At 72.3% G+C, this 24,886-nt stretch carries 26 protein-coding genes; 12 read left to right on the forward strand and 14 right to left on the reverse strand.

All coding sequences use genetic code 11. The features are described 5' to 3' along the window. The first annotated feature begins 22 nt into the window (after positions 1 to 22). Together NLX94_RS01405 and rpsR are read left to right on the forward strand one after the other, a co-directional pair. The gene (locus NLX94_RS01405) at positions 23 to 1,135 is read left to right on the forward strand and encodes a GTP-binding protein (protein WP_254381201.1); all 1,113 of its coding nucleotides are present in this window, start codon (positions 23 to 25) and stop codon (positions 1,133 to 1,135) included. Between the two features lie 47 nt (positions 1,136 to 1,182). Further along, the gene (gene rpsR, locus NLX94_RS01410; RefSeq protein ID WP_254380670.1) at positions 1,183 to 1,419 is read left to right on the forward strand and encodes a 30S ribosomal protein S18; all 237 of its coding nucleotides are present in this window, start codon (positions 1,183 to 1,185) and stop codon (positions 1,417 to 1,419) included. Here rpsR and NLX94_RS01415 read toward each other — a convergent pair. Next, entirely contained in the window at positions 1,404 to 2,510 is a 1,107-nt protein-coding gene (locus NLX94_RS01415) for a helix-turn-helix transcriptional regulator (protein WP_254380671.1), read from the reverse strand. The genes rpsR and NLX94_RS01415 overlap by 16 nt on opposite strands. Positions 2,511 to 2,698: 188 nt before the next feature. On the opposite strand from NLX94_RS01415, the gene NLX94_RS01420 reads away from it, so the two are divergent. Next, positions 2,699 to 4,123: an FAD/NAD(P)-binding protein gene (locus NLX94_RS01420; RefSeq protein WP_254380672.1), complete on the forward strand. Its 1,425-nt coding sequence runs from the start codon at positions 2,699 to 2,701 to the stop codon at positions 4,121 to 4,123. Here NLX94_RS01420 and NLX94_RS01425 read toward each other — a convergent pair. From NLX94_RS01425 to NLX94_RS01470, 10 genes are read right to left on the reverse strand one after another with little or no spacing between them, the layout of a single operon-like run. Beyond that, entirely contained in the window at positions 4,055 to 5,611 is a 1,557-nt protein-coding gene (locus NLX94_RS01425; RefSeq protein WP_254380673.1) for an ABC transporter ATP-binding protein, read from the reverse strand. The two genes, NLX94_RS01420 and NLX94_RS01425, sit on opposite strands and share 69 nt — an antisense overlap. After that, positions 5,608 to 6,417: an ABC transporter permease gene (locus tag NLX94_RS01430; RefSeq protein ID WP_254380674.1), complete on the reverse strand. Its 810-nt coding sequence runs from the start codon at positions 6,415 to 6,417 to the stop codon at positions 5,608 to 5,610. The genes NLX94_RS01425 and NLX94_RS01430 overlap by 4 nt, the downstream gene beginning before the upstream one ends. Next, on the reverse strand, positions 6,414 to 7,370 hold the full coding sequence (locus NLX94_RS01435; protein WP_302168696.1) for an ABC transporter permease: 957 nt from the start codon (positions 7,368 to 7,370) through the stop codon (positions 6,414 to 6,416). The genes NLX94_RS01430 and NLX94_RS01435 overlap by 4 nt, the downstream gene beginning before the upstream one ends. Further along, a complete protein-coding gene (locus NLX94_RS01440; RefSeq protein ID WP_254380676.1) occupies positions 7,358 to 8,923 on the reverse strand; it encodes an ABC transporter substrate-binding protein in 1,566 nt (521 codons plus the stop codon). The genes NLX94_RS01435 and NLX94_RS01440 overlap by 13 nt, the downstream gene beginning before the upstream one ends. Further along, a complete protein-coding gene (locus NLX94_RS01445) occupies positions 8,920 to 9,732 on the reverse strand; it encodes a trans-aconitate 2-methyltransferase (RefSeq protein ID WP_254380677.1) in 813 nt (270 codons plus the stop codon). Before NLX94_RS01445 ends, NLX94_RS01440 begins: the two co-directional genes overlap by 4 nt. Further along, positions 9,729 to 11,114 carry an MFS transporter gene (locus tag NLX94_RS01450; protein ID WP_254381202.1) on the reverse strand — a complete coding sequence of 462 codons (1,386 nt, stop codon included), beginning with the start codon at positions 11,112 to 11,114 and terminating at the stop codon, positions 9,729 to 9,731. Before NLX94_RS01450 ends, NLX94_RS01445 begins: the two co-directional genes overlap by 4 nt. Positions 11,115 to 11,128: 14 nt before the next feature. Next, positions 11,129 to 12,205, reverse strand: a complete 1,077-nt coding sequence (locus NLX94_RS01455; protein WP_254380678.1) for a dipeptide epimerase — start codon at positions 12,203 to 12,205, stop codon at positions 11,129 to 11,131. After that, a complete protein-coding gene (locus NLX94_RS01460) occupies positions 12,202 to 13,347 on the reverse strand; it encodes a PLP-dependent cysteine synthase family protein (RefSeq protein WP_254380679.1) in 1,146 nt (381 codons plus the stop codon). Before NLX94_RS01460 ends, NLX94_RS01455 begins: the two co-directional genes overlap by 4 nt. Then, the gene (locus tag NLX94_RS01465) at positions 13,344 to 14,252 is read right to left on the reverse strand and encodes a Rossmann-like domain-containing protein (RefSeq protein WP_254380680.1); all 909 of its coding nucleotides are present in this window, start codon (positions 14,250 to 14,252) and stop codon (positions 13,344 to 13,346) included. Before NLX94_RS01465 ends, NLX94_RS01460 begins: the two co-directional genes overlap by 4 nt. After that, positions 14,249 to 15,556: an ATP-grasp domain-containing protein gene (locus tag NLX94_RS01470; protein ID WP_254380681.1), complete on the reverse strand. Its 1,308-nt coding sequence runs from the start codon at positions 15,554 to 15,556 to the stop codon at positions 14,249 to 14,251. Before NLX94_RS01470 ends, NLX94_RS01465 begins: the two co-directional genes overlap by 4 nt. Before the next feature lie 181 nt (positions 15,557 to 15,737). Here NLX94_RS01470 and NLX94_RS01475 point away from each other — a divergent pair, with 181 nt between their 5' ends. Further along, complete coding sequence (locus NLX94_RS01475) at positions 15,738 to 16,415, forward strand: GNAT family N-acetyltransferase (RefSeq protein ID WP_308402352.1); 678 nt, start codon at positions 15,738 to 15,740, stop codon at positions 16,413 to 16,415. Here the strand turns inward: NLX94_RS01475 and NLX94_RS01480 are convergent. Both NLX94_RS01480 and NLX94_RS01485 read right to left on the reverse strand, forming a co-directional pair. Continuing rightward, positions 16,396 to 16,563 (reverse strand): hypothetical protein, encoded by a 168-nt coding sequence (locus NLX94_RS01480; protein WP_254380682.1) that lies wholly within the window; start codon positions 16,561 to 16,563, stop codon positions 16,396 to 16,398. The two genes, NLX94_RS01475 and NLX94_RS01480, sit on opposite strands and share 20 nt — an antisense overlap. A 674-nt stretch (positions 16,564 to 17,237) precedes the next feature. Next, on the reverse strand, positions 17,238 to 17,471 hold the full coding sequence (locus tag NLX94_RS01485; protein WP_254381203.1) for an epoxide hydrolase N-terminal domain-containing protein: 234 nt from the start codon (positions 17,469 to 17,471) through the stop codon (positions 17,238 to 17,240). 148 nt (positions 17,472 to 17,619) lie between these two features. Here NLX94_RS01485 and NLX94_RS01490 point away from each other — a divergent pair, with 148 nt between their 5' ends. The 7 genes from NLX94_RS01490 (at position 17,620) to NLX94_RS01520 (ending at position 22,614) form a co-directional block, all read left to right on the forward strand. Next, positions 17,620 to 18,375 (forward strand): hypothetical protein, encoded by a 756-nt coding sequence (locus NLX94_RS01490; RefSeq protein WP_254380683.1) that lies wholly within the window; start codon positions 17,620 to 17,622, stop codon positions 18,373 to 18,375. 192 nt (positions 18,376 to 18,567) lie between these two features. Next, complete coding sequence (locus tag NLX94_RS01495; protein ID WP_254380684.1) at positions 18,568 to 18,789, forward strand: hypothetical protein; 222 nt, start codon at positions 18,568 to 18,570, stop codon at positions 18,787 to 18,789. Between the two features lie 369 nt (positions 18,790 to 19,158). Further along, a protein-coding gene (locus tag NLX94_RS01500) for an IS3 family transposase (protein WP_254380685.1) occupies positions 19,159 to 20,321 on the forward strand; the annotation gives its coding sequence in 2 pieces (ribosomal slippage) (positions 19,159 to 19,443 and positions 19,446 to 20,321; 1,161 coding nt in all). Between the two features lie 33 nt (positions 20,322 to 20,354). Then, complete coding sequence (locus tag NLX94_RS01505) at positions 20,355 to 20,798, forward strand: FUSC family protein (RefSeq protein WP_254380686.1); 444 nt, start codon at positions 20,355 to 20,357, stop codon at positions 20,796 to 20,798. A gap of 165 nt (positions 20,799 to 20,963) precedes the next feature. Beyond that, a complete protein-coding gene (locus NLX94_RS01510; RefSeq protein ID WP_254380687.1) occupies positions 20,964 to 21,626 on the forward strand; it encodes a pyridoxamine 5'-phosphate oxidase family protein in 663 nt (220 codons plus the stop codon). A 24-nt stretch (positions 21,627 to 21,650) separates the two neighbouring features. After that, entirely contained in the window at positions 21,651 to 22,112 is a 462-nt protein-coding gene (locus tag NLX94_RS01515) for a RidA family protein (RefSeq protein WP_254380688.1), read from the forward strand. A 7-nt stretch (positions 22,113 to 22,119) separates the two neighbouring features. Further along, positions 22,120 to 22,614, forward strand: coding sequence for a flavin reductase family protein (locus NLX94_RS01520; protein WP_254380689.1), 495 nt, complete (start codon positions 22,120 to 22,122; stop codon positions 22,612 to 22,614). Positions 22,615 to 22,915: 301 nt separating this feature from the next. Here NLX94_RS01520 and NLX94_RS01525 read toward each other — a convergent pair whose 3' ends face one another. After that, a complete protein-coding gene (locus tag NLX94_RS01525; RefSeq protein WP_254380690.1) occupies positions 22,916 to 23,353 on the reverse strand; it encodes a hypothetical protein in 438 nt (145 codons plus the stop codon). Between the two features lie 78 nt (positions 23,354 to 23,431). Between NLX94_RS01525 and NLX94_RS01530 the strand changes: the two genes are divergently transcribed. After that, positions 23,432 to 24,454 (forward strand): hypothetical protein, encoded by a 1,023-nt coding sequence (locus tag NLX94_RS01530; RefSeq protein ID WP_254380691.1) that lies wholly within the window; start codon positions 23,432 to 23,434, stop codon positions 24,452 to 24,454. The last annotated feature ends 432 nt before the right edge of the window (positions 24,455 to 24,886 follow it).

Raw genomic sequence — 24,886 nt, forward strand, 5'->3', positions numbered from 1 at the left:
GCCCGTCGTGATCGTCGGCGGCATGCACGCCGACGCGCGCAAGGAGACCGTCGAGCACCTGCTGCGCGCCGTGCCGGGAAGCATCGCCCTGCACCACGATCTGTCCTCGGCCGCCGCCGGCACCGTTCTCCGTACGCTCCGCGATTCGGGTGGGGCGATATCCGCCGACGAGACCCCGCTGGTCAACGACTGCGCCTGCTGCGCCCTGCGCGAGGACCTCGTGCCCGAGCTGGAGCGGCTGGCCTCCGGCGGCCTGACCTGCCTGGCCGTGGTGGAGCTCTGGGACTCGGTGGAGCCCCGGGCGATGGCCGAGGTCGTCGCCGCCCACGCCGGTGACGTACTGGAACTCACCAACGTGATCACCGCCGTCGACCCCGCGCTCGTCCTGCCCTGCCTCGCCAACGGCGACGATCTCGCCGAGGCCGGACTCGCCGCCGCGGCCACCGACCAGCGGACCGTCGGGGACACCTGGGCCCGCCAGCTCGAGTACGCACCCGTCCTCGCGATCGCCGACAGCGAGGAGGCCGACGACGAGGACCGCGCCCTGCTCGCCCAGCTGCACCCGACGGCCCGCCTGGTACCCACCGGCTCCAGCGAACTCACCCGCTCGGCGTTCGCCGGATTCGACGTGGAGACGGCCGCGGCCGCCCAGCACCCCGCCTGCGCGCTGCTCCCCCAGGACGCCGACGAGGCCGGAGTCGCCACGCTGGTGTGGCAGCGCCGCCGGCCGTTCCACCCCGAGCGGCTCTACCAGGCACTGGAGGACCTGGCCTGCGCCGCGGCCCGCAGTCGCGGCCGGTTCTGGCTCGCCGACCGTCCCGACACCCTTCTCGCCTGGGACGCGGCCGGCGGCGCGCTGTGCGTGGAGAGCGCCGGCCCCTGGCTGGCCTCGCTCCCGGACGCCGCATGGGACCTGGTCCCCGCCATGCGTCAGGCCGCCGCCGCCCTCGACTGGGACTCCGAGCACGGCGACTGCTGCCAGCACCTGGTCTTCACTTCGCCCGGCCTCGACCGCGACGGGATCGAACAGCTCCTGGACTCCTGCCTCCTGACCGAGGCCGAGTACCGGGCCGGACGGGAGGCATGGAAACAACTCCCCGCCGCCTTCGCCCCTTTGCTCGACCCGATCTCCTGACCTCTCCCCCTGCCCCCCCTCAGCCCCCACCACCCCGAGGAACGCCCATGGCCCGCCGCCCCACCCCCAGCAAGCCGCTCAAGTCCCGCCCCAATCCGCTGGACACGGCGGGAATCACGTACATCGACTACAAGGACACCGACCTGCTCCGCAAGTTCATCTCCGACCGGGGCAAGATCCGCAGCCGCCGCGTCACCCGTGTCACGGCACAACAGCAGCGCCGCCTCGCCCAGGCCATCAAGAACGCCCGCGAAATGGCCCTGCTCCCCTACGCCGGCCGGTAGTACTCGGCGAGCAGTCGCGCGACGAGTTCGCCCCGGCTGGAGACCTCCGTCTTGCCGAAGACCGCCTTGAGGTGGTCGCGCACGGTGTGCGGGGAGATGAACAGCGCCGAGGCGATCCCGGTCGTGGGAAGCCCGCGCGAGACGAGCTGGGTTATCTCCAGCTCGCGCGGCGTCAGACCGTACGCCTCGGCGATGAGGACCGCCCGGTCGGCGGCGGCCGCCGGCTCGATGACCAGCGCCACGGGACCGGGTCGCCCGGCGGGGCCGCTGAGGCAGGAGGCGTGGCAGGTCAGCCAGCGGCCGTCGACGGTTCGGATACGGACTCGCGCGCTGCCCTCCCGGTCGCGGCCCCGGGCTATCGCCCGCGCCTGTAGCGCGGTGGCGACCACCCAGATCGGCAGCCTCAGCCCCAACTGCGAGGGAATGGAGGGCCCTTCGGGGAGCCACGAGAGGTACTGCCGCGCCTCCTCGTTGATCGATGCCGGCTCGCCGGAGGGGTCGAAGAGCACCAGTCCGGGTGCGGGTGCGCAGGTGCTGCCGCCGGACACGGAGGGGCGGGCGAACCGGCGTACCCGCGAGGCGAGCGGGCCGGACAGAGCGGCCAGCAGCTCGGTTTCGGCCGGGCCGAACGGGGCGCCACCGCGCATGCGGAACAGGCTCACCACGGCCCACGGCCGGTCGCCGACCCGCAGCACGGCCCGCAGCTCGTCGTCCACGCCCTGGCTCCCGAGCAGCCGCCGGAAGCGTGCGCTGCGCGCGGGCAGGCCGCCGGTGGCCGCGCGCAGACCGGCCGCCGGGACGGCGGCCCGGGCCAGGTCCCGGAACGGAAGGACGTTCTCCTCCAGGAGTTCGCTTTCCCAGTACGCGGCGCAGCCTTCGCCGGATCCGAGGTTCTCCACCAGCATCGGCGCGGTGACGAGACCGGTTTCCGGGTCGGTGGCCGCCCATACGGCCGAGTCGAAGGGCATGATCCGTCGCAGGCCGGCGGAGGTCCGGCTGAACAGCTCGCGCGTGTCGGTGGCCCGCTCCGCACCCGACAGCACCTTGGCGTGGCCCGATAGCACTTCGGCGGGGCGACGCGCGTCAGACATGGAGATCCTCCCGTGGTCCGGATGCGGGCCAGCCTGCCCGCCCTGCCGTCCTGCGCCAACCCCCTGTTTGAGGGGGTCGGTCCCGGCAGGGCACCGCTCGTGGGGGATGGGCCTCGGCAGGGACGGCCGCGAGGCTCCAAGAGGCCGCGGCTCCTTTCGGCGGCGGCCCGGACCTCGGAGGGAACATCATGGACATCGCGATCGTCGGAGCGGGCGCTGCCGCCGTCGGCCTGCTGGACACGCTGGCGGCCATCGCCGACACACCCGGGACCATCACGGTGTTCGAGCCGTCCCCGCACCTCTGGCGAGGCCGCCCCTACGGCCCGGACCTGGATACGGTGCTGGTCAACGCGCCGCCTGCCATCATGTCGATCCGCCACCCGGACCTCGGACACTACGCGGCCTGGCTGGGTACGCGCGGCACCGTCCATCTCGACGAACGGCTCGGGCAGCCGCTGGTTCCGCGCGCGCTCTACGGCGCCTACCTGACGCACACCGCCGAGACGGCGCTGGCCGGCCTGCGCGAGGGCGGCTGGCGGGTGCGCGTCGTCACCGCCCGCGTCACCGGGGCAGCCCGGGCCGGGTCCAACTGGTCGCTGCACACCGAGGACGGGCGCTCGTACGAGGCCGGCCACGTGGCGCTGTGCGTGGGCGGGGGAACACCACCCGATCACTACGGTCTCGATGGCGTCGCCGGCTTCGTCGGCGATCCGTACCCGCTGGCACGCACGCTCGCCGCGGTCCGGCCCGACCACGACATCGCGGTCATCGGGAGCGGCCTGACCGCGGTCGACATCGTCGTATCACTCGCCGCACGCGGGCACACCGGGCCGATCACGCTGCTGTCCCGCAGCGGTGTGCTGCCCCACGTCTGGCAGCTCCCGGTCGGCCACCGGCCGCAGCACGTGACCACCGAGCGGGTGGCGGCGCTGCACCGGCAGCACGGTGCCGTCACCCTCGAGGACCTCATCGGGCTGCTGCGCGCCGAACTGGCTCAGGCCGGCGAGGACTTCGAAGCCTTCGCGGCCGAGCTGCTGGCGACCGGGTCCGAGGATCCGGTCCGGCGCCTGCGGGCGCAGCTGGCCGCTGTCGACGACTCCCGGATCGGCCGCCGGGTCCTCCAGGAGACGGCGCACAGCGCGGGCCCGTACGCGTGGCGGCTGCTGCCCGAGCCCGACCGCATGCGGCTGCGGCGTCACTTCCGTCTGGCGACGAGCGTGGCCTCACCGATGGTCCCGGTGAACGCCGTCGTCCTGCTGCGGCTGCTGGAGTCCGGGCAGCTCACCCTCACCGCGGGCGTGCGCAAGATCGAGGCAGCGGACGGGATGTTCCGGGTACTCGGCGACGAAGGCGAACGCACCTTCGACTCCGTCCTCAACGCCGTGAACCCGCCGCCCGGGGCGATCCCCCCGATGGCCGGGCCACTGGTCACGGCCTTGCTGGCCGACGGCTCGGCCGAGCTGCACCCGGCCGGGGGGCTGGTTCCCGCCGACCCGCGTCTGCACGTGGTCGGAGACCTCGCCGGGGGCGGCCCCTTCATCACGTCAAGCATCGCGGGCGTAGCGGCCCGGGCGGCACGGGTCGCGCAGACGATCGTCGCCGCCGGGGACTGAATCCCCCGCCGGCAGGGCGGACAGCAGTTCTCTGGTGATCGGGTGCTGCGGCGTCCCGATCAGGCGGGCGGTCGGGCCGGATTCGGCGATTCGGCCCGCGTCGAGGACCGCGATCCGGTCTGCGAGGGCTGCGGCGGCCGTGAGGTCGTGGGTGATGAAGACCAGGCTGAGGTCCTCGCGTTCCCCGAGTCGGGCGAGGGAGTCGAGGACCGTGGCCCGGGCTGCCGCGTCGAGGCCGGAGGTGATCTCGTCGCAGACGAGGACCCGTGGCCCGGCCAGCAGGGCCCGGGCCAGTGCGGCCCGCTGGAGTTCGCCGCCGGAGAGCGCTCCGGGGCGGCGCCCGGCGAGGGGCTCGGGGAGGCCGAGCTCGCCGAGGGTGGTCAGGGCGGCACGGCGCGCGGCCTCCGGTGCGGCTCCGCGGAGGCGTACCGCGCTGCGGGCGACCTGGTCCAGGACCGGCCGGTGCTCGTCGAAGGCCGCCTTCGCGTCCTGGAACACGTACTGGACGGAGGCCAGTTCGGCGCGGGTTCGGGAGCGGAGGCTGCGCGGCAGCGGTGTCCCGTCGAGCAGGACGGAGCCCTCGTACGCGCGGTGCAGGCCGGCCAGGCAGCGTCCGAGGGTGGTCTTGCCGCTGCCGGAGCGGCCGACGAGCGCCAGGCACTCCCCGGCCGCGAGGGAGATCCCGATGTCGCTCAGTACCGTGACGGCCCCCTGCGTGGTGCTGTTGCGGTGCCGTGCGGTGAGGGTCCTGGTCTCCAGGCGGTTCGGGCCGCTGGGTGCGGGGCGCGGGGGTCGTGCGGCGCGCGGAATCCGCGGTGCGGGGCCCGCCAGGACCGAGGAGGCGGGTCCGCGGTCCACGACCTTTCCGGCCTGCATCACCACGACCTCGTCGGCCAGTTCCCGTACGACGTCCAGGTCGTGGCTGAGCAGGACGACGGCGATGCCCCGCGCGGCGACGGCGGCCAGCTCGGCCACGATGCCCTGTTTGGTGAGGGCGTCCTGGCCGGTGGTGGGTTCGTCGGCGACGATGACCCGCGCCCCCAGCAGGAACGACTGTGCCAGGACGGCCCGTTGCTGCTGGCCGCCGGAGAGCTGGTGGGGAAAGCGGCGCAGCACGGTCCGCGGATCGGGGAGTTGGGCGAGCCGCAGGGCCTCCTCGATGCGGCGGCCGCGTGCGCGGCGGTCTCCTCCCCGGCGGGCCGCGATGCCGGTGAGGAGCGCGCCCGCCCGGCGGGCTGGGTTGAGGACCGAGGCCGGGTGCTGGGGGACGTATCCGACCGGGCCCGCGGGGGTATGTACCTCGCCGTCCACGACGGCGCCGGCCGGGTACTCGCCCAGGAGCGCGAGCCCGGTGGTGGTCTTGCCGCTGCCGGACGGACCGATCACGGCGGTGATCCTGCCCGCGTGCGCGGCGAGGCTGACGCCGTCCACGATCGGCCGGCCGCCGATCCTCACGCGCAGGTTCCGTAGCTCCGCGACGACGGTCATCGCCTCGCTCCCTTCGGGGTTTTGTGCCGTTGGAGGGCGGCGTCGAACAGCAGGTTGGTGCCCATCGACAGGGCCGCGATGAGCAGGGCGGGCACGACCACGGCCCACGGCTGGAGGAAGAGTCCGGTGCGGTTGCGGTCGACCATCACCGCCCAGTCGGCGGCGTCGGGCTGCACTCCGACGCCGAGGAAGGCGGCCGTGGCCACCAGATACAGGGCGCCGGTGAGCCGGATCCCGGCGTCCGCGGCGAGGGTGCGGCGCATCGAGCGGGCGACGTAGCCGATGGCGGTCCGCCACCACGACTCCCCCTGCATGCGCAGCGCTTCGACGGCCGGCCGGGAGGAGACCTCGACCGCGGCGGCGTGCACGACGCGGGCGGCGTCGGGTACGGCGGCCAGCCCGACCAGGACCGTCAGTCCGGCGGGTCCCGGTGTGAGGGTGGCCGCGACGAGCAGCACCAGCAGGAGCGAGGGGACCGCGATGACCACGTCGAGGGGCCGCATCAGGGCCTCCTCCAGCCAGGTGCGGCGGGTGAGGGCGGCGGTGAGTCCCAGGGGGACGGCGACGAGGTAGGCGAGGGCGGTGGCGGCGAGCGCCACGAGCACGACGGAGCGGCCGCCGAGGAGCACCTGGTGCGCTACGTCGCGTCCGCTGAAGTCGGTGCCGAGCCAGTGCCCGGCGCCGGAGGCGAAGGAGACCGAGCGGGGGCCGGGCGGGCCCGCCACGAAGGGTCCGGCCACGGCGAGGAGGAGGGGCAGGACGATCAGCCCGAGTGCGAAGAGGGACCGTGTCGGCTTCTGCTTCATGCCGCCACCTCGGACCGGGGTGCGGAGCTGCGGGCGGCCAGGTCGGCGGCGAGGTTGACCAGGACGGTGACGACTCCGAAGACCACGGCCAGGCCCTGTACGACCGGGAGGTCGCGGGCGGCGACGGCCTCGATGAGGACGGTGCCGAGGCCCGGGATCACGAACAGGGCCTCCACGACGATGACTCCGCCGAGGAGCCAGTCGCAGGTGCGGGCCAGTTGCTGGGTGGCGGGGGCGAGGGCGTTCGGCAGGGCGTGGGTCCAGGTGATGCGGGCTCCGGAGATCCCGTAGCGGCGGGCCTGGGCGACGTACGGCGAGGCCAGCGCGTCGATCATGCCGGCGCGTACGAGGCGGCTGATGGTGCACACCGGCCGGGACAGCAGGACGACGACGGGCAGGACGAGGACGGCCGGCTCGGTGAACACGTCGGCGCCGACGGCGGTGGGCGGCAGCCAGCCCAGCCACAGGCCGAAGACCGTGGCGAGCAGGACTCCGACGGCGAACTCCGGTACGGCGTGCACGGCGAGGGTCAGGGCGCTGATGCTCCGGTCCAGCGGGCCGCCCTCGCGGCGGGCGGCCAGGACCCCGAGGCCGACGGAGAGCGGGACCAGCAGGAAGAGGGTCGCGGCGGCCAGCAGGAGGGTGGGGCCGAGCCCGGTGGCCAGGTAGCCGGTGACGGGCCGTCCGCTGATCAGGGAGGTGCCGAGGTCACCGTGGAGGAGCCCCGCGACCCAGTCGCCGAGGCGTTCGGCGGCGGACCGGTCCAGGCCCATCGTCTCGCGGATGCGGGCGATCCGGGCGGGGTCGGGCTGGTCCCCGGCGAGGGCGACGGCCGCGTCACCGGGCAGCGCCTCGGTGAGGGCGAAGACGAACAGGACGACGGCCGCCGTCTGCCCCAGGCCGAGGAGCAGGCGGCGGCCGGTCCAGGAGAGGTGCGGTGTCACGCGAGCCAGATCTTGTCGAAGCGGGCCCAGTCGAGGGTGTTGGCGGGGGCCGTCTTCGACACCCCGTGCACCGTGGGCGCGGTGGCGATGATCCAGTCGGCGAAGCCCCAGATCAGGAAGCCGCCCTCGTCGTACAGCCGGCGCTGCATCCGCTCGTAGAGGGCGCCGCGCTGTGTGACGTCGCGGGTGGACTGGGCCTGCTGGTAGAGGTCGTCGAACTCCTTCTGCTGCCACTTGGTGGCGTTGGTGGTGGAGCCGGTCAGCAGCCGCTGGGAGATGTGGGACTCGATGGGCATGGCGCCCGAGCGGTAGGAGGCGAAGGTGCCGTCGTTCAGGATGTCCTTCCAGTAGGTGTCCTTGTTGCCGACCTTGATCTCGACGGTGACCCCGGCCTTGGCGGCCTGCTCCTTGAAGATGCCGGCGGCCTCGACGAAGCCCGTCGCGGCCGGTGCGGTGTCGAGGGTGACCTTCAGGCCCTCGGCGCCGGCCTCCTTGAGCAGGGCGCGGGCCTTGTCGAGGTCCTGGGTGCGCTGCGGGAGGGAGGCGGGGTAGTACTGGTAGCCCTTGCCGAACAGGTCGTTGCCGATCTCGCCGGCGCCGGAGAGGGCGCCGTCGACGAGTTCCTTGCGGTCGGCGATGAGGAAGAAGGCCTGCCGGACCCTGGGATCGTCGAACGGCGGCCGGTCCGTCTTCATGACGAAGCCCTGCATCGCGCTGCCCGGCAGGCGGACGATCTCCACCTTCCCCCTGCCCTCGTGGGTGCGGGCGGTGGCCGGGTTCAGCTCGTGGGCGTACTCGACCTGGCCGCCGAGCAGGGCGCTGACGCGCGCCGACTCCTCGCCGGCGACGACGAACTCCAGCTCGTCCAGGTGGGGCGCGCCCTCCCAGTAGGCCTCGTTGCGCTTGACCACGAGGGAGCTGCCGGGCTTGAAGGAGACGAAGGCGAAGGGTCCGGAGCCGATGGGCCTGTCGAAGGCGGCGGCGTCCTTGGGGACGATGTACGCGCCGAAGGCGGCGAGGACGTTGGGGAATTCGGCGTACGGGCGCTTCAGCCTGAACTCGACGGTGGAGGCGTCCAGCGCGCGGCTCGCGCCGAGGTCGATGGGCTCCAGGGAGGCCTTGGCCCGGAAGCTGCCCTTGGGATCGGCGATCCGGCGGTAGCTGTGGAGGACGTCCTCGGCGGTGACCGGCCTGCCGTCGTGGAAGGCGGCCTTGCGCAGGGTGATGCGCCAGGTGTCGAGGGTCTCGTTGGGCTCCCAGCGCTCGGCGAGTCTGGGGACGGCGGCGAGGTCGGCGCCGAAGTCGGCGAGCTTGTCGAAGAGGGCCTTGGCGCGGGCGGCGTCGACGAACAGGTTGGCGGCGTGCGGGTCGAGGGTTTCGCCCGCGCCGCCCCCGGCGAAGGCGGCGCGCAGCCGGCCGCCTTGCTTGGGGGCTCCCCCGGCGGCGTTCTCGGCGTCCGGGGTGGTGGAGCCGGTGCCGCAGGCGGCGGTGAGGGCGAGCGCGGTGGCGCCGGTGGCGATGAGGAAGCCCCTACGGGCAAGGGTGGAGCGGGCGTCGTTCATGCGGGGGTGTCTCCGTTGCTGGGGTGGGGCGTGAGCCGGGCGATGAGGTGGAGGCGGTCGGAACTCGTGCTCCCGTACGGGGCCTTGCCTTTGCTCCAGGGCGGTTCGGTGCGGGGGCCGGGGCCGTCGTGCAGCGCGAGGACCTCGAACCCGGCGGTGGTGAGGAAGTGGCGCAGCTCCTGGGGGAAGAGGAGCCTCCAGGAGGAGAGCTGCTCTTCCGCAGCGGAGCCGTCGTCGGCGGTCCAGGTGCGGCGGCGGCGCAGGAGTTGTGCGCCGTGATCGATCCACAGGGTGGTGCGGGAGGTGTAGGTGGTGCCGCGCCGGGTGAAGGAGGCGGTGCGCGGGCCGTCGAGGAGTTCGGTGCCGCCGAGGAAGAAGGCTCCGTTGCGCATTTCGGCGACGAGCAGCCCGCCGGGGGTGAGGTGGGCGCGGCAGCGGGCCAGGAAGGCGGTGAGGTCCTCGTTGGTGTGGCAGTAGAGCAGGGCGCTGTCCAGGCAGACGATCGCGTCGAAGCCGGCTCCGAGATCGAACGCGCGCATGTCGGCGAGGTGGTAGGCCGGGCCGGGGTGGTGCGTGGCCGCGTGGGCGAGCATGGCCCGCGAGGTGTCGATGCCGGTGACTTCGCGCCCGGCGCGGTGGTGCAGCCAGGCGGCGTCGCGGCCCGTGCCGCAGCCGACGTCGAGTACGCGCGGCCCGGCGCCGTGGCGGGCCAGCACCTCCTCGGCCCAGCGGGCGGCGAGCCGTTCGGGGTCGGGAAACCGCTCCTCGTAGAGCTCGGGGTGGTCGGTGAGCAGGTTGCCACTGGTCATCGGGACTCGCTTCGGGGGCATGCGGGGGCGTGCGGGACGTGCGGGGCACGAGGGGGCAGGGAGTCCGGGAACGGGGCGGGGGCCGGGTCCGGAACCGGGGCGGGGTCCGGGGCCGGGTCCGGCGCCGGGGCCAGGTCCGGGCCCGGGGCCAGGTCCGGGGCCGGCGCCGGGCCCGGGTCCGGGCCCGTCGGCAGGGCCCGTCTTCGGTGGAGGTGTGTCACCGCCGCGGCCGAGGTCAGGCCGAGGGTGAGGCAGCAGACGTACGGGAGCCAGGTCAGGCCGGTGTGGCCCGCAGTGTCCATGGACCAGCCGACGGCCGCGCTGCCGGCGGCCGCCGCGAGACCGGAGACCGCGTAGAAGATGCCGTAGAGGGTGCCGGTCAGGCTCGCGCGGCCGAAGGCCGGTATCAGCTCCATCACGAAGGGCTGGGCGATCATCACGCCGAGGTGGAGCAGCAGCGCCCCCGCGAGGACGGGGACCAGGCGCAGTGGGTGCGGCGCGCCGGCGGTGCCCGCGACGAGCAGCGGGGGCAGGAAGCCGAGGCCCATGACGCCCAGGCCGGCGGCGATCCAGCGCCCCCCGCTCCCCCGGGCCTTCAGGGCGCGGGTGATGCGCAGCTGGAACAGCAGGTTGGCGACGGTCCCTGCGAGGAAGAGCAGGCCGACCGAGCCGCCCCAGCCGGAGGCATCGGTGGCCGCACGGGGCAGCAGCAGGTACAGCTGGTTCTCCAGGCCGTACATGCCGACCATGGCGAGGGAGAACGCCAGGAACCGGCGGTTGCCCGCGGCCTCGCGCCAGTCGGCCAGGACGCCGGTGGCGGGGGCCGGCACCTCACGGGCCGGCAGCACCAGCAGCTGCGCGCAGGTCAGGACGGCGAACACGCCGGCCGCGGTGACGGCGGCGGCCCGGAAGTCCACGAGCAGCAGCAGGGTGCCGAGCAGCGGGCCGAGCAGCGCCCCGGTGGTGGCGAAGACGTTGAACAGCGCGAAGGCCTCGGCCTTGCGGTCCCCGGCCTCCTGGGCGACGTAGGTCCGCACGGCGGGGTTGAAGAGGGCCCCCGCCAGCCCGCTGAGTATGGACGCGGCGATCAGCAGCGGCAGGGCGTCGCCGAGGGCGAACAGCCCGAACCCCACCGTGCGCAGGGCGCACCCCGCGATGATCACCCCGCGCGCGCCGAGCCGGTCGGCGGCCGAGCCGCCGATCAGGAACAGCCCCTGCTGGCTGAGGTTGCGCAGGCCGAGGACGATGCCGACGACGGCGGCCGAGAGCCCCAGGTCGTCGGTGAGGTGGGTGGCGAGGTACGGGATGAGCAGGTAGAAGCCCGTGTTGACGCCGAGCTGGTTGACGAGGAGCAGTCGTACGGCGAGGGGGAAGCCCCGCATCGAGCCGAGGATCTTCACCGCGCCGCCACCCGTGGCCCCGCGCCCGCCACCGGGGTACGTCCCACTCCCAGTCCTGCCCGGTCCGCGGCCCGTACGGTGCCGTCCGTGCCGCCGATGCCGGTCCACGGGTCGGCGGCGAGCAGCAGGTGCCCGTCGAGGTCCACCCAGCGGGCCCGGTCGGCGAGGTGCACGGCGGGGGCGATGCCGAGGGAGCTGGCGGTGAGGCATCCGAGCATGAGCTCGGTGCCGCTGCCGCGCAGGGCTTCGTGGATGCGCAGGGCGGCCCGTACCCCGCCGCACTTGGCGAGCTTGACGTTGACGCCGTGGACCAGCCCGGCGAGGGCGACGGCGTCCTCGTAGGAGACCGCGTCCTCGTCGGCGATGACGGGGATCGGGGACTCCTTGGCCACGCGGGCGAGCGCATCGGGGCTGCCGGGTGCGATGGGCTGTTCCACGGCGGTGACGCCGAGGTCGGCGAAGCGCGGCAGCAGGTCGAGGGCCTGGCGTTCGCTCCACGCCCCGTTGGGGTCGAGCAGCAGGCTCGCCCCGGGCGCGCCGGTGCGTACGGCTTCCACGCGGGCCAGGTCCTCGGCCGGATCCGGGGATCCCGCTTTGACCTTGAGGGCGGTGAAGCCGCTCATGGCGAGCCGGGCGGCCTGTGCGGCGGCCGGTACGGGGGCGGTGATGCCGATCGTACGGGTGGTCCGCGCGGCCGGTGCGGTGGGAGTGCCCAGGAGCTGGTGGGCGGGCCGGCCGGCACGCTTGCCGACCAGGTCGAGCAGGGCCGCCTCCAGTCCGGCGAGGACACCGGCCGGCAGCTCCGCCGCGCCGGGCAGGGCGTCAGCCGTGTGCGCGTGCCAGGCGGTCTCGGGGTCGGGGAGCCGTTCGAGGGCGGGGCGCGCCGTGGTGAGGTGCCGGGCGATGCGTGCGGTGGGCAGGCCGAGGTACTCGCTGCTGACCACCTCGCCCCAGCCGGTCATGCCGCCGTGTTCGATCGCGATCCAGACCGCGTCGCGGCGGGACATCACGGAGCGGGAGATGCGCAGCGGTTCGGCCAGTTCCAGTTCGGCGGTCTGCCAGGTGACTCTCATGCGGCACCTCCGCGCGAGGGCGCGGGCAGGCGCGGACCGGTAGGCGCGGGCAGGCGCGGGCGGGTGGCCGCGAGCGGATCGACGACGGTGCGGCAGCGGGTCCAGCCGACCGCCTCGGCCGCGCGCGGGTGTGCGATCTCCAGTGGGCGCACGGCCAGTTCGGCCCGGTCGAGGCCGTGGGCCCGGCAGAACTCGTCGTCGTAGACGGTGCCGAGGTAGCGGTGCGGCCCGTCGGGGAAGACGGTCGCCACGACCGCGCCGGCCTCGACCCGGGAGGCCCAGGCGGAGACGAGCGCGACGGCTCCGGTGCTCCAGCCGCCGCTGACGAAGCCGGTACGGGCGAGCCTGCGGCAGGCGTCCACGGCCTCGGCCGGGCCCACCCAGTGGACCTCGTCGAAGGCGTGGTGGGCGACGTTGCGCGGGTGGATGCTGCTGCCGAGTCCGCGCATGAGGCGGGGCCGTGCGGGCTGGCCGAAGATGGCGGAGCCGACGGAGTCGACGCCGATCACCTTCAGGCGCGGCCAGCGGCGGCGCAGCGGGCCGACGAGGCCGGCGCTGTGGCCGCCGGTACCGACGCTGCACACCAGTACGTCCAAGTGGTCGAGCTGCGCGGTGAGTTCGGATGCCATGGAGAGATATCCGGCGGCATTGTCGGGGTTGTTGTACTGGTCGGGCCAGTAGGCGTCCGGGGTCCGCGCCAGGACCTCGCGGAGCCGGGCGATCCGGGCCGCCTGCCAGCCGCCCTCGGCGGCGGGCCGCTCCACCAGCTCCAGCCCGGCTCCGTACGCGTGGAGCAACTGGCGCATGGACGGTTCGAGTTCGCGGTCTCCGACGAGGACGACGGGATGGCCGAGGGCCTGTCCGGCGAAGGCGAGGCCGACCCCGAGGGTGCCGGAGGTGGACTCGACCACGGTGGCGCCCGGCCGGAGTTCGCCGCGCCGGCGGGCGCCGCGCAGCATGGACACGGCGGAGCGCGCCTTCATCCCGCCGGCGCCCAGGCCTTCGAGTTTGGCCCAGAACCCCGGGTGGGCGTAGGGGAGTTCCGCACGGATCCGGGCGAGCGGGGTGCGGCCGACCAGTGTCAGCAGTTCGGGGTTCGCACGGTGGAACGGGGGGCGGTGCAGGGGCGGTGCGAGGGTCACCGGGTGCCTCCGTAGTGGTGGATGACTCCCGGGCCGCCGTCGAGCCAGAAGAAGGGGTAGGGCTCGGCGGACACGGCGCTGACCCCGGCGCCCAGGAAGCGCGGGAGGACCGCGCTGCCGGTCTGCGCGAACATGACCAGGGGCTTGCCGGTGGCGGCGGCGTGGTCGAGCAGCGGCTGCAGGGTGCCGTTCCCGAGGGTCATGCCGGAGGCGAGGATCGCGTCGCAGCGCTCCAGTTCCGCGAGGGCATCGGTCCGTACGGGCTCGCCCCATTCGGTGGCGCCGCCCTTGAGGTCGCAGGGCACGTAGCCGGTGCCGCGCTCGCGCAGCTGCTCCAGCAGGGAGTTGACCACGCCGATGACCAGGACCCGGCGGATCCCGGTCGGCGGCAGCAGGCCGACGACGGCGCGGGCGCGGGCTCTGGAGCGGTGCAGGGAGCTGCCGGCCGGCAGGGTGCAGGGGCGGGCGCCGTGTTCGGGGGTGTGGGGGCGGACCCGGCTCAGGTACGCGTCGAGCGCGGCGACCCGTACGGGAAGCACCGGGTGGTCGAGGAGCTCGGCGACCGAGGCTCCGACACAGTCGTCGAGCGCTGCGGGCGGCAGCGTTCCCGGCTCGACGGCGCAGGATCCGACGGCCGCGTCCAGGCGCAGGCTGAGCACCTCGTTCCGGTATCCGCTGCCGCGTCCGGCGTGCCGGACCGCCTGGGCGGTGGCGAAGGCGAGCGCGATGCGCTCCTGGGCGGGGTCGGTTCCGTAACTCCCGGCGCGGACGGCCCCGATGAGCTGGTCGACGGTACGTACGACGGGCTCGCGCGGGGCCGGCTCGTGACGGACGGACTCGTGACGGGCAGGCTCACGGCGGGCGGATTCGTGCGGGGCGGACCCAGGAATGGCGTGCACGGTCATGCGGGCACCGCCGACGGCTCCAGCGAGCAGTCCTCGTCCTCGTACGCGGGGTGCAGGTGCGCGATGAGCCGTTCGGCGGCCGCGCGGGCGCCGCCGCCCCGGGTGTCGGCCGTCATGACGTGGCCGAGGTACTCGTTGTTGCTGGTCACGGCGCGCACGGCGCGGCCGGGCTCGGCGAGGGTGAGCTCCAGGACCCCGGGCTCCGCCCGGACCTCGTCGGCGCCCCCGATGCCGGCGAGGGTGCCGGTGGCGGCGGGGAGCAGGAAGGCGATGGCGGCGCTGTGCACGCCGGTCGGGCGCGGGGTGAGGTCGGGCAGGCGGCCGAGGGCGACGTCGACGCAGGCCGCGGCGAGGTCGATGCCCGTCACGTGCCGTACCAGCTCGGTGATCCGGTTGCCGGCGGGCCGCGGGTTGACCTCGACCACCCTGGGCCCCTCGGGGGTCAGTTTGATCTCGGTGTGGCAGACCACGTGGTCCAGGCCGAGGGCCGTCACCGCGGCCACGGCCGTCTCGACGGCCTCCCGCTCCGCCTCCGGTGCGAGGCCCGCCGGGAACATGTGGCCGGTCTCGATGAAGGCGGGCGCCCCGCCGACGCTCTTGTCGGTGACGCCGACCACCCGCGCGACACCGCCGGAGGAGACGGTCTCGACACTGACCTCGGGCCCGGTGAGCAGCTCTTCGAGGAGGACGGAAGGCGTACGGTCCTGCCCGCGCGCGTTGACCGGGAACTCGGCCAGCGCCCGGCAGGCGAGCTCCAGCTCCCGCTCGTCGCGGACCTCGCGGACCAGCATCCCGGCGCACAGGTCCACGGGCTTGACCACCAGCGGGTAGCCGATCTCCCGTGCGGCGGCCGCGGCGTGCGCGGTGTCCGTGCACAGTGCGAAGCGGGGGCCCGGAACGCCCGCCCCGGCCAGTATCCGGCGGGTCAGGTCCTTGCGGCAGGCTCCCTCGACGGCTTCGACGGCCGGGCCGGGCAGTCCCAGCCGGCCGGCGATCCGGGCCACGGCGGGCAGGTAGTAGTCGCAGGAGGAGACCACCCCGTCGAAGGCGAGCACCGCGTGCAGGCGTTCCAGGTGGGGCAGGAGCTCGTCCATGTCGTTGGTGTCCGCGGTGACGATGTTGCGCGCGGCCAGCAGCGGGTGCGGGCCCTCGGACCCGGCACCGGTCCCGGCCCCGGCACCGCGCAGGTAGTGGTGCAGGTCCCGGGTGACGAAGGTGAACTCGTGTCCTCCTTCCCCGATCGCCCTGGGCAGCAGCCTGCTCATCGACCCCACCCAGCTCTCGACAACCAGCAGATGCGCCAAGGGACTTCCTCTCATCACGCCGCCACGACCGTGGGGCATACCTGGGAAGCGGGCCGCCGACAGGAGGCGTCCGCACCGAACCGAGGAAGAAGCTATCCGAAATCGTTTTCATTTCCAATAGTGCGGATTTCCGGTAGCCTGCCGCTCACGAGACCGGAGTGCCGGAAGGAGCCGCCGCGCCATGAGGGACCTGACACACAGGCGGGAGATCGGGCCGTACGTGGTGCGCCACGCCACGCCCGGGGACGTCCCCGGAGCTCGGAGCGTCATGCTCGACACCTTCTACCGGGAGTTCGACTACGGGTACGTACCCCAGTGGCACGACGACGTCGTCGACATCACCGCCACCTACCTCGCGCACCCGCGCCACACCCTCGTCGTGGCGGTCCTGGACGGGGAAGTGGTCGGCACCACCGCACTGAACTCCCGGGGCCCGGCGCACCCCCCGCACCCGCGCCGGCTCACCGAGCGCTACCCCTCCGGGAGCACGGCGCAGCTCCTACGCGTGTACGTGCGCCCGGACCACCGCAGGCACGGCCTGGCGCGGGCCATGGTCGGGGCCGCCTGCGAGTTCGCCGCCGGCGTCCCCGGCTACGACGCGATCTACCTCCACACGAACGTCGACATCCCGGGCGCGGAAGCCTTCTGGCGCGGCATGGCCGACGAGGTCTTCGACGCCCGTACGTCCGGCGAGCACGGCGGCTACGGCACGGTCCACTTCGAAATCCCGCTTCCCGCAAGAACCGCCATCGGCCGGGAACGCACGGAACCCTCCAGCGTCGGCAATGGGTCAGCATTGCCGCTGGAGGGTTCCGCGGAACTTGGTGGCGCGATCGCTCCTACGTCGGCGAGGGCTTGATCGGCTCGATGATCGGCGCGCCGTCCACGTCGGTCATGAAGTCGCGGTGGACCGGCTTCTTGTCCTTCGGCTCGGGCAGGTCCGGGCAGGCGATGCCGTCTCCGTCCCGGTCGAGTCCGTTCGGGTCGAGCGTGTCCGCGCGGAGCACACCTTCACCGTGGTGTCGTTCACGGCCAGCGCGGTGAAGGAGCGGGGCGTGCCGACCGCCGGATACGTCAGCAGCGTGCCACCGTCGACCAGTCCGAGGCCTCCGGGACCGCCGTTGGAGTTGCGCTGTGTGACGAAGACCCTGCTGTAGTTGTCGAGGCCGAGTGACGGCCCGCAGACCATCGACTGCCCCGTGACCGCCGTCCCGACGATCCGGCCGCTGCAGCCCCCGGCCCCCTTGCAGTGCGGCCCGCCGACGAAGTACACGTAGACCGAGTCTGACGCGGCGTCGTAGACCGCGGCCACGACAACGGCTATCGCCGTGGGTTCCTCGATCGCCGTGGAAGTGCGGTCGTTGGGATTGATGACGATCGTGGTCGGCAGTCGGACCGGCAGGCAAAACGACCCCTTGGCGCTCCGTGCAACCCGTCAGCGAAACCAGACAGGCTCCGAGTACGAAAACGATGAACTGCCCTCTGCTCGCGGCACGTCCATCCTCGCCCCGTAATGAGCTGATCATTAGAAACTCGCGGTGGGCATAAGCCCAGTGCGCACCCGAGCCGAAAGCCTGCATGCGCGCGGGCGCCCAATGACAGGCCCTCACGACTCGTTCCGTCGAGCTGGCCAACGCTTGCCGAGGAAGCCACCTCGACCAGGGCCCCGGCGGTGAGGAGTTCAGGCGCTCTTCCTGGCCCGCCAGTCGTACTCGGTACGCCAGTACTCGGCCAGCTCATGCGTGCAGTCGAGGGGAATGCCCTGGCTCCACCCGACACCGGGACTCCCGTCGGGCCACCACGTCTCGTCCAGGCGGCGGGCCAGCTCGTCCAGTTGCTGCTGCGCCTCGCGGAGAAGATCGCGGTGGTCAGCATCGAGATCTCCGCGTACCGCAACGCTCTCGCGGACCGGCATACCGCGCACCCTCTTCGTCCGGCCTGCACCGGAGTCGAGAGCACCGAGCGCGAAGCATCCGTCGTCTGCTCCTGCCCACCGCCACCTCCCCCGGCTCCCGCCGTACGCCGCGGGCGCTGAACTTCCCCCATCACCCGCAAGGTTCCCCATGCCCTCGTCCCATCGGCGCGATGACCTCGCCGTCTTCGCCGCCTCCCTCGCCGCCCGCCTGCCCGGCGCGACCTGGACCAGCACCTACATCCGCCACGCCTCGTATCCCGATCAGATTCCTACGACCGCCGAGCTGCGGGACGTCGGTGCCATCGGATACGCCGCTTCCAACTTCGTCCTAGCCCACCAGGCGGTCCTCAGCCGTACGGATGGAGCCCGTCTGCTGGTCTTCGACCGGCCGATGCGGCCCCGCCAGTTCATGATCGGGCCGATGGTTCCGGACGCCGGTCCTGACGCCTTCCACAAGGTCGCCGAGCCCAACGGCATCACCGTCCCCGCGGACCCCGTCCGCGCGGCCTCCCAGATCGGCCGCCGGCTCCTGCCCCGGTACGAGGCGGCTCTGCAGCAGGTCCAGCGCAATGTGGAGCACCCCATCCCCCGGCGTCCGGCGCCGCCCGTCCTCGCCGGGCGGGTCAGCATGGCCTGGTACCCGGACGGAGCCGTAGGCGCGGTGTCGGGAGCCGAGGGCGCCGCCGAAGCCCTGTACCGGTCCGGCTTCAGTTACCACCCGTACGACCGGATGTTCGTGCTGTCCCCGTCGCAGTACGGCGACCGCGAACAGATCGCCCGCGTCCACCTCGTCTCCCAGCGCCTGGACCGCCTGGGCATCGGTGTCGTCGTCCGGCCCCCGCTCATCTCCAAACCGGCCCGGCCAGTCGCCCACAGCCAGGGTGCCTCTGCCCGCAGCCGGTGATCTCGTCCAACACTGCGCCCGAGAGGACTGCCCGCCCTGAACCACGCTGACGAATTCGGCACCGACCTTGAGATCTACCGGCATTACTCCGACAAGGCCATCTACGCCGACACCCGCACGGGAGCCCCCGAGCGCCTGCTGAAGCTGCTGGATGCCCAGGGCTTCGAGCGGAACATCCTGCCGCCCCTCTACGTGTGGCACCGGCTCCCCGACACCATCAGCCCTGACGAGGAACGGCAGCACGCGACCCGCGCCATGGCCGCCGGGACGAAGGCCGGCTACCGGGTCAACATCGCCCCCGAACTCTTCGACGAGGCGACCTACTCCGAGGCCATGACCGCCCGGAATGGCCCAGTGCCGCATCCGCCACGAGGCCTCCCTGCGCCGGGCGCCGCCCCACGCCGGCGTTCCTGACGTCGCTGGAGACCCGATCACCTCAACACCCAACCCCGACCTGCCTCCTCCGATCTCCGTCCGGCGCAGACCCCGGCTCGCCTTCCTCCTCATCCGCCGCTACCTGAAGGACTGCACCTTCGGCAGCGACCACCAACCCACCCCGAGAACGGCGAAGACCCCCTTCGACGCAGGCGGCGGGAGCAGCCGCCGCGCCCCGCGATGCAGTCCCGGGCAGCACCCCGTACACACCGATGCCTGAAAGGAGGCCGCTTGTTCAACGTCACCGCGCAGGACCTCAACGACGTCGGGTCTGCCGCAGGGTCTGCCGCACGATCGGGTGACATCTGAACTGGCTTGCCCTGTCGGGTAGGTGGGAAGGATGTCGCTGTGCCCAAGCCTTATCCCCAGGAGTTCCGCGAGGACGTCGTGCGGGTCGCGAGGAACCGCGGTCCGGGCGTCACGGTCGAGCAGGTGGCCGCCGACTTCGGCGTCCACGCGATGACGTTGTGGAAGTGGATGCGCCGCGCGGACATCGACGACGGCGTGAAGCCCGGGACGACCAGCCAGGAGAGCGCGGAACTGAGGGAAGCGCGTCGGCGGATCAAGCTGCTGGAGCAGGAGAACGAGGTCCTGCGGCGGGCGGCGGCCTATCTGTCGCAGGCGAACCTGCCGGGAAAAGGATCTACCCGCTCGTGAAGGAGCTGGCCGGCGACGGGGTGCCCGTCACGGTCGCGTGTCGGGTGCTGAAGCTCGCCAGACAGCCCTACTACCGCTGGCTCGACGAGCCGGTGACCGCAGCCGAGGTCGAGGAAGCCCATCGCGCGCAGGCGCTGTTCGCCGCGCACCGCGACGACCCGGAGTTCGGCTACCGCTTCCTGGCCGACGAGGCCCGCGACGCGGGTGCAGGCATGGCTGACCGCACCGCCTGGCGGATCTGCCGGGACAACCAGTGGTGGAGCGTGTTCGGCAAGAAACGCGGCCGGGCCAAGAAGGCGGGCCCGCCGGTCCACGACGACCTGGTGAACCGCGTCTTCACCGCAACCGGCCCGAACCGCCTGTGGCTCACCGACATCACCGAACACGCCACCGGCGAGGGCAAGCTGTATCTCTGCGCGGTCAAGGACGCCTTCAGCAACCGCATCGTGGGCTACTCCATCGACGCCCGGATGAAGTCCCGCTTGGCAGTGACCGCCCTGGACAACGCCGTCGCCCGGCGACAGAGCGTCGCCGGATGCATCCTGCACAGCGACAGAGGATCACAATTTCGCTCCCGGAAGCTCGTCCGGGCCCTCGGCCACCACCAGATGGTCGGCTCGATAGGAAGAGTCGGGGCGGCCGGCGACAACGCGGCCATGGAGTCCTTCTTCAGCCTGCTGCAGAAGAACGTCCTCGACCGACGCACCTGGTCCACCCGCGAGGAATTGCGGATCGCGATCGTGACCTGGATCGAACGGACCTACCACCGACGCCGCAGACAAGCCGCCCTCGGCCGGCTGACCCCCGTCGAATACGAGACCGTCATGACCACGTCGGCTCTTCAGGCCGCGTGACTGAACCTGTCACCCAACGCTGCATCAGACCCCGTGCTCGACACCGTGATCGGCTGCGCCATCGCCTTCATCGTCGGGTACGTGCTGTGGCCCGAGGACAGCCGAGCCAGAGTGGACTACCGGCTGGCGAGCGCCCACGAGGCCATCGCCGCCTACGCCGACACGCTGGAGAACGGCGGCGACGCCACAACCCTCCACACCGTGCGCCGCCGCATCCACGGCGATCTCGCCGCCGTCCGTACCGAACTGATCCGTCTACGCACCGACCCCCGCCACCACCGCACCCTCCAGGCGTGGCAGAACGACCTCGACTACGCGGAAACCGCGATCACCCGTCTCACCGGCCTGACGGCCACCGGTCACCACGGCACGCCGGTGGCGACCCCGGAGACGACCCGCGGCCTGACCGCGGAGCTGCGCCGACGAGCCGAGCGGCTGCGAGAACACCGGCCCCGCCGAGTGCGCAGCCCGCGCTGACCCACCTCGCACCAGGCAGGTCGGCGGAGTTCCTCCACTGGTCGCGGATCGTCGCGCGGCAGGCCGCTGACCCAGGCCCTTGTCGTCGACAGCGTTGGGGCCAATGGAGGTATTCAGCGGCGCCTCAACACGATCCACCACGCCCAAGACCGTACATTTACGTAGATGTCGGCCACAGAGCGTACTACTGCGAATCGGTATCCCGAGCGGGTCACCTACGAACGGGACGCGGTCTACGCGATCCTCGACGAGGCCCTCGCCGTCCATGTCGGCTTCAACACCGACCTCGGCCCGGTGGTCATCCCCACCCTTCACATGCGGGTGGGTGATCAGCTCCTCCTGCACGGTTCCGCGTTCGGCCGGTTCATCACCACCGCCGCGTCGGGCGCCCCGCTGTGCGTGACCGCGACCCTGATCGACGGCGTGATCCTGGGCCGGGCCTCCTCCCACCACTCAGCCGCCTACCGCTCCGCCATGATCTTCGGGACCGCCACGGCGATCGAGGACGAGCAGGAGCGCGCGGATGCCCTCGCCGACGTCGTGGAGAGCGTCATCCCGGGCCGTCTGTCCGGGCGGCATGCCGCCCGCCGCCCCAACGTCGAGGAAGCCCGGTACACGGCCTGTCTGACCATGCCGATCACGGAGTTCTCGATGAAGGTCCGCGAGGGCTTCGCCCGGGACGAACCCAAGGACGACCACATCGCATCCTGGGCGGGCTGGATTCCGCTGACCACCACCCCCGGCACCCCCGTCCCCGACACGATCACCGGCGACCGCTTCCCCGCCCCCCACTACGACCCGTCCATCCACCGCTTCCGCCAGAACTGACCACCCCCGGACGGAGAACCCCTGATGAGCACTCCCGAGGAACGACTGGCCGAAGCCGGCCACACCCTGCCGGCCATCGCCACACCCGTCGCCGCCTACACCCCGGCCCTGCGCAACGGCCCCTACGTCTTCGTCTCCGGCCAGCTGCCCACGGTCGACGACAAGCTGATCCACGTCGGGAAGGTCGGCGCCGAGGTCACCCCCGAGCAGGCCACGGAAGCCGCCCGGCAGTGCGCCCTGAACGCCCTGGCCGCCCTGAAGTCCGCCGTCGGGGACCTCTCGGCCGTCAAGCAGGTCGTCAAGGTCGTCGGCTACGTGAACGGCGACCCCTCCTTCACTTCCCCGCCCGCGGTCATCAACGGGGCCAGCGAACTGTTCGCCGCGGCGTTCACCGGAGCGGCCGGCATCCACGCGCGCAGCGCCGTCGGGGTCGCCATGCTCTCCCAGAACGCCCCCGTCGTCATCGACGTCCAGTTCGAGGTCTGAGCCCCACATGCCGAACGCACCGTCCGGCAGCCAGGACCCGCTGGACGACTTCCGCGAAACGATGGCCCACCTCGTCTCCGGGGTGGCCGTCGTCACCGCGAGCAGCCCCGAGGGGCAGCCCGGCGGGCTCCTGGTTTCCTCGATCACCTCGTACGGCACGGACCCCGCGACCGTCATGCTGGCGGTCAGCCGCACCGCACGGACCTACGACCTCCTTCAGCAGGCCGAGGAGTTCGGGGTGCACCTGCTGGCATCCGACCAGACGGAACTCGCCGGGATCTTCGCCGGCCACCAGGACGACAAGTTCGCGGACACCGACTGGGAGTGGGACGGCCCGGTGCCCCGAGTCAGCGGCGCCATGGCCTACCTGCGGTGCCGGACCGTGATGTTCACCCCCTTCGCCGACCACGCGATCACCGTCGGCCAGGTAGCCGGACTCAAGATCGAGGGCGGCGAACCTCTCATCTACTACAAACGCCGACTGGGCTGGCACCTGTCCTGAACCTGATGGGCAGAGGGCAGGATCCTGCGAGCGCCGTTCGGTGGACGGCCTGCACGGGGCTGTGCCCGTGAGCGCTCTCGGGCCCAGCGCCGGACATCTCGTTCCGCCCCGACTCGACCGGTGCAGAGAAGTCACCAGCCGTCCGCACGCTACGGCTCTCCGGGGGCAAGCCCCCTGTGCGTCCCCTGCCGCGCGACGCGCCGAGGCGTTCCGCGCCGGAGGGACTGACGGCGGGCAGCTACGTCTCGGCTCACCCGTAGAACAGCGGTCTTCCCGGGGGAACGCCGACCGGCTCACGGTCTTATCCGTGAACGCACACGACGGTGACCACGGCGTGCCTGGTGGTCCCCGCAAGGACGTCGACCACCAGGCCCTCGCCCGCCTTCTGATAGGGCTCGCCGTCCGGGGTCCGATCCACAGCGCCCTGGCCGACGGCCCCCAGGAAATGAGCCACCTGCGCGGCAAGGGGCGCGGTCAGTTGCTGGGGGCGGGCTACCTGACCGCCGGGCAGCCGGACGACCAAGTGGCGGGGGCGCGCTGCGGTACCGGTGAAGCCGAGGACGTCGGTGTCGACGGTCTCCGCGTGCCGGGCCTTCTCCCAGATGCGCCGGCCGCCCCAGTACGGGGACACCGCCCGCCTGGCCACGATGCCCTGTTTCTGGAGAGCCTCGTACCAGACCAGGGCGGTGTCCTGGCCGTCCGGCGCCGAACCCGCCGGGTCGGCGGTCCCCCACGGCAACCGGCTCGGTCATATGCCCGACGAAGGTGCAGGCGGCGTGTAACGGGGGATAACCAGGGCGAGACGGAAGGAGCACTGATGAAAGAGAAGTCCCTGAAGCAACTCCTCGAAGAGGCGCGCCGCCAGATCGAAGTCACCGAAGACGAGCTCGTCGAGGCGAGGCGCCGAAGACAGCTCCTGGCCAACGCACTTGAACGCGCGTTCCCCGGTTCCACCATCTACTTCAACGGCAGCGTGGCCCACGGTGACGCCAACACACCCCTGACCGATGTAGACCTGGGCGCAAAGCTCAGCCCGGTCGACGCGGAGGGGTTCGGCCCCGACTACAGCGACGCGCTCCCCCTGATGGAGCGCGCCCGGAACGCGATCCGGGCGGATCTGACCGACGAGTTCCCGAGGCTGAGCGTGGAAGTGGCCGGGCGTCGGCGAGCCGTGCTCGTACGGTTCGGCGACCCGGTGACGGCAGGCCAACCAGACTTCACAGCCGACGTCATGACGGCGATCCCCCACCCCTCCGGCGCGGGCCTCTACATCCCCAACATGGAGATCGCCGACAAGTGGGACCGAGCCGACCCGATCGCGCACACCGAGATGATCCTGGGGGCCATCGACAAGACGGAGAAGACGTTCGCTCGGGCGGTCCGGCTGCTTAAGCATTGGAACTGCACTCACAGCAAGCCGCTTTGCTCCTGGAACATCAAGGCGCTCGCGTTGGAGTCCATCACCACGCCTATGCCGCTGATCGATGCTCTCCAGGCCTTCTTCGCACACGCGGCACGAGAGTTCAAGTCCGGGCAGACACAAGACCCCGCCGGGGTCGCCGGCCCTATCCCCCTCAACCTGCCGATCAACGAAGTCCGCAAACGCCTGGACACGGCCCGGGATTACATCGACCTCGCGATCCAACACGCCGCAAAGGTCCGTCCGGCCAGTGCGCAGCACGCCCTCAGCCGGGTCTTCCCCGAGATCGTGCCGGACGCAGACCCCACGCTGGAGGAGGCCGCCCGGCTCCGCCAGGAAGTGCTCCTCTCCGGCAACGCCGCGTCCGGACTCGGTACGGTGACCCCTGCGCTCATCAGCAACCGGGCCTGGGGCGTGTAGATGTGGGGATCTGGTACGGGGTCCAACCGCACTGGTGGGCCCCGCTCGAACGAGATGCTCGACATCGCTTCGGCGACGACCTCCGGCATTCATACGGCAAGGGCCGGCTGACCTATCGCCTAAGCGGCCTCGACGTGATCGGCGAGCCGACTCCCGTACCCGTGACCATCCGCTTCTTCGACCAGCCGTGCTACCCCACGTTCGGGCAGCACCCTCAGGACTTTCCACGGGTCTACGCCAAGCCCGGCGCGGCATCGAAGCACCGCTACAGCACGGACGGCGCCTTGTGCCTCTGGTATCCCTACGATCCTGAGGAGTACCGGTGGACGAGTCCGAAGGGCCTCCTCCACCTGCTCGAGATCGTCCGGACACACCTGTTCCTGGAACGCTACTGGCTCCTCACCGGCGGAGAGAACGGCGGCGAATGGCTCG

Origin of the sequence: Streptomyces sp. TBY4 (assembly GCF_024213195.1) — a bacterium.
Classification (GTDB): domain Bacteria; phylum Actinomycetota; class Actinomycetes; order Streptomycetales; family Streptomycetaceae; genus Streptomyces.

Excerpts from the sequence above, each read along its gene's own strand:
- NLX94_RS01405 (WP_254381201.1), top strand. The coding sequence starts at position 23 with ATGCACGCCGACGCGCGCAAGGAGACCGTCGAGCACCTGCTGCGCGCC.
- rpsR (WP_254380670.1), top strand. The coding sequence starts at position 1,183 with ATGGCCCGCCGCCCCACCCCCAGCAAGCCGCTCAAGTCCCGCCCCAAT.
- NLX94_RS01415 (WP_254380671.1), bottom strand. The coding sequence starts at position 2,510 with ATGTCTGACGCGCGTCGCCCCGCCGAAGTGCTATCGGGCCACGCCAAG.
- NLX94_RS01420 (WP_254380672.1), top strand. The coding sequence starts at position 2,699 with ATGGACATCGCGATCGTCGGAGCGGGCGCTGCCGCCGTCGGCCTGCTG.
- NLX94_RS01425 (WP_254380673.1), bottom strand. The coding sequence starts at position 5,611 with ATGACCGTCGTCGCGGAGCTACGGAACCTGCGCGTGAGGATCGGCGGC.
- NLX94_RS01430 (WP_254380674.1), bottom strand. The coding sequence starts at position 6,417 with ATGAAGCAGAAGCCGACACGGTCCCTCTTCGCACTCGGGCTGATCGTC.
- NLX94_RS01440 (WP_254380676.1), bottom strand. The coding sequence starts at position 8,923 with ATGAACGACGCCCGCTCCACCCTTGCCCGTAGGGGCTTCCTCATCGCC.
- NLX94_RS01445 (WP_254380677.1), bottom strand. The coding sequence starts at position 9,732 with ATGACCAGTGGCAACCTGCTCACCGACCACCCCGAGCTCTACGAGGAG.
- NLX94_RS01450 (WP_254381202.1), bottom strand. The coding sequence starts at position 11,114 with ATGCGGGGCTTCCCCCTCGCCGTACGACTGCTCCTCGTCAACCAGCTC.
- NLX94_RS01455 (WP_254380678.1), bottom strand. The coding sequence starts at position 12,205 with ATGAGAGTCACCTGGCAGACCGCCGAACTGGAACTGGCCGAACCGCTG.
- NLX94_RS01465 (WP_254380680.1), bottom strand. The coding sequence starts at position 14,252 with ATGACCGTGCACGCCATTCCTGGGTCCGCCCCGCACGAATCCGCCCGC.
- NLX94_RS01475 (WP_308402352.1), top strand. The coding sequence starts at position 15,738 with ATGAGGGACCTGACACACAGGCGGGAGATCGGGCCGTACGTGGTGCGC.
- NLX94_RS01485 (WP_254381203.1), bottom strand. The coding sequence starts at position 17,471 with ATGCCGGTCCGCGAGAGCGTTGCGGTACGCGGAGATCTCGATGCTGAC.
- NLX94_RS01490 (WP_254380683.1), top strand. The coding sequence starts at position 17,620 with ATGCCCTCGTCCCATCGGCGCGATGACCTCGCCGTCTTCGCCGCCTCC.
- NLX94_RS01510 (WP_254380687.1), top strand. The coding sequence starts at position 20,964 with ATGTCGGCCACAGAGCGTACTACTGCGAATCGGTATCCCGAGCGGGTC.
- NLX94_RS01515 (WP_254380688.1), top strand. The coding sequence starts at position 21,651 with ATGAGCACTCCCGAGGAACGACTGGCCGAAGCCGGCCACACCCTGCCG.
- NLX94_RS01520 (WP_254380689.1), top strand. The coding sequence starts at position 22,120 with ATGCCGAACGCACCGTCCGGCAGCCAGGACCCGCTGGACGACTTCCGC.
- NLX94_RS01530 (WP_254380691.1), top strand. The coding sequence starts at position 23,432 with ATGAAAGAGAAGTCCCTGAAGCAACTCCTCGAAGAGGCGCGCCGCCAG.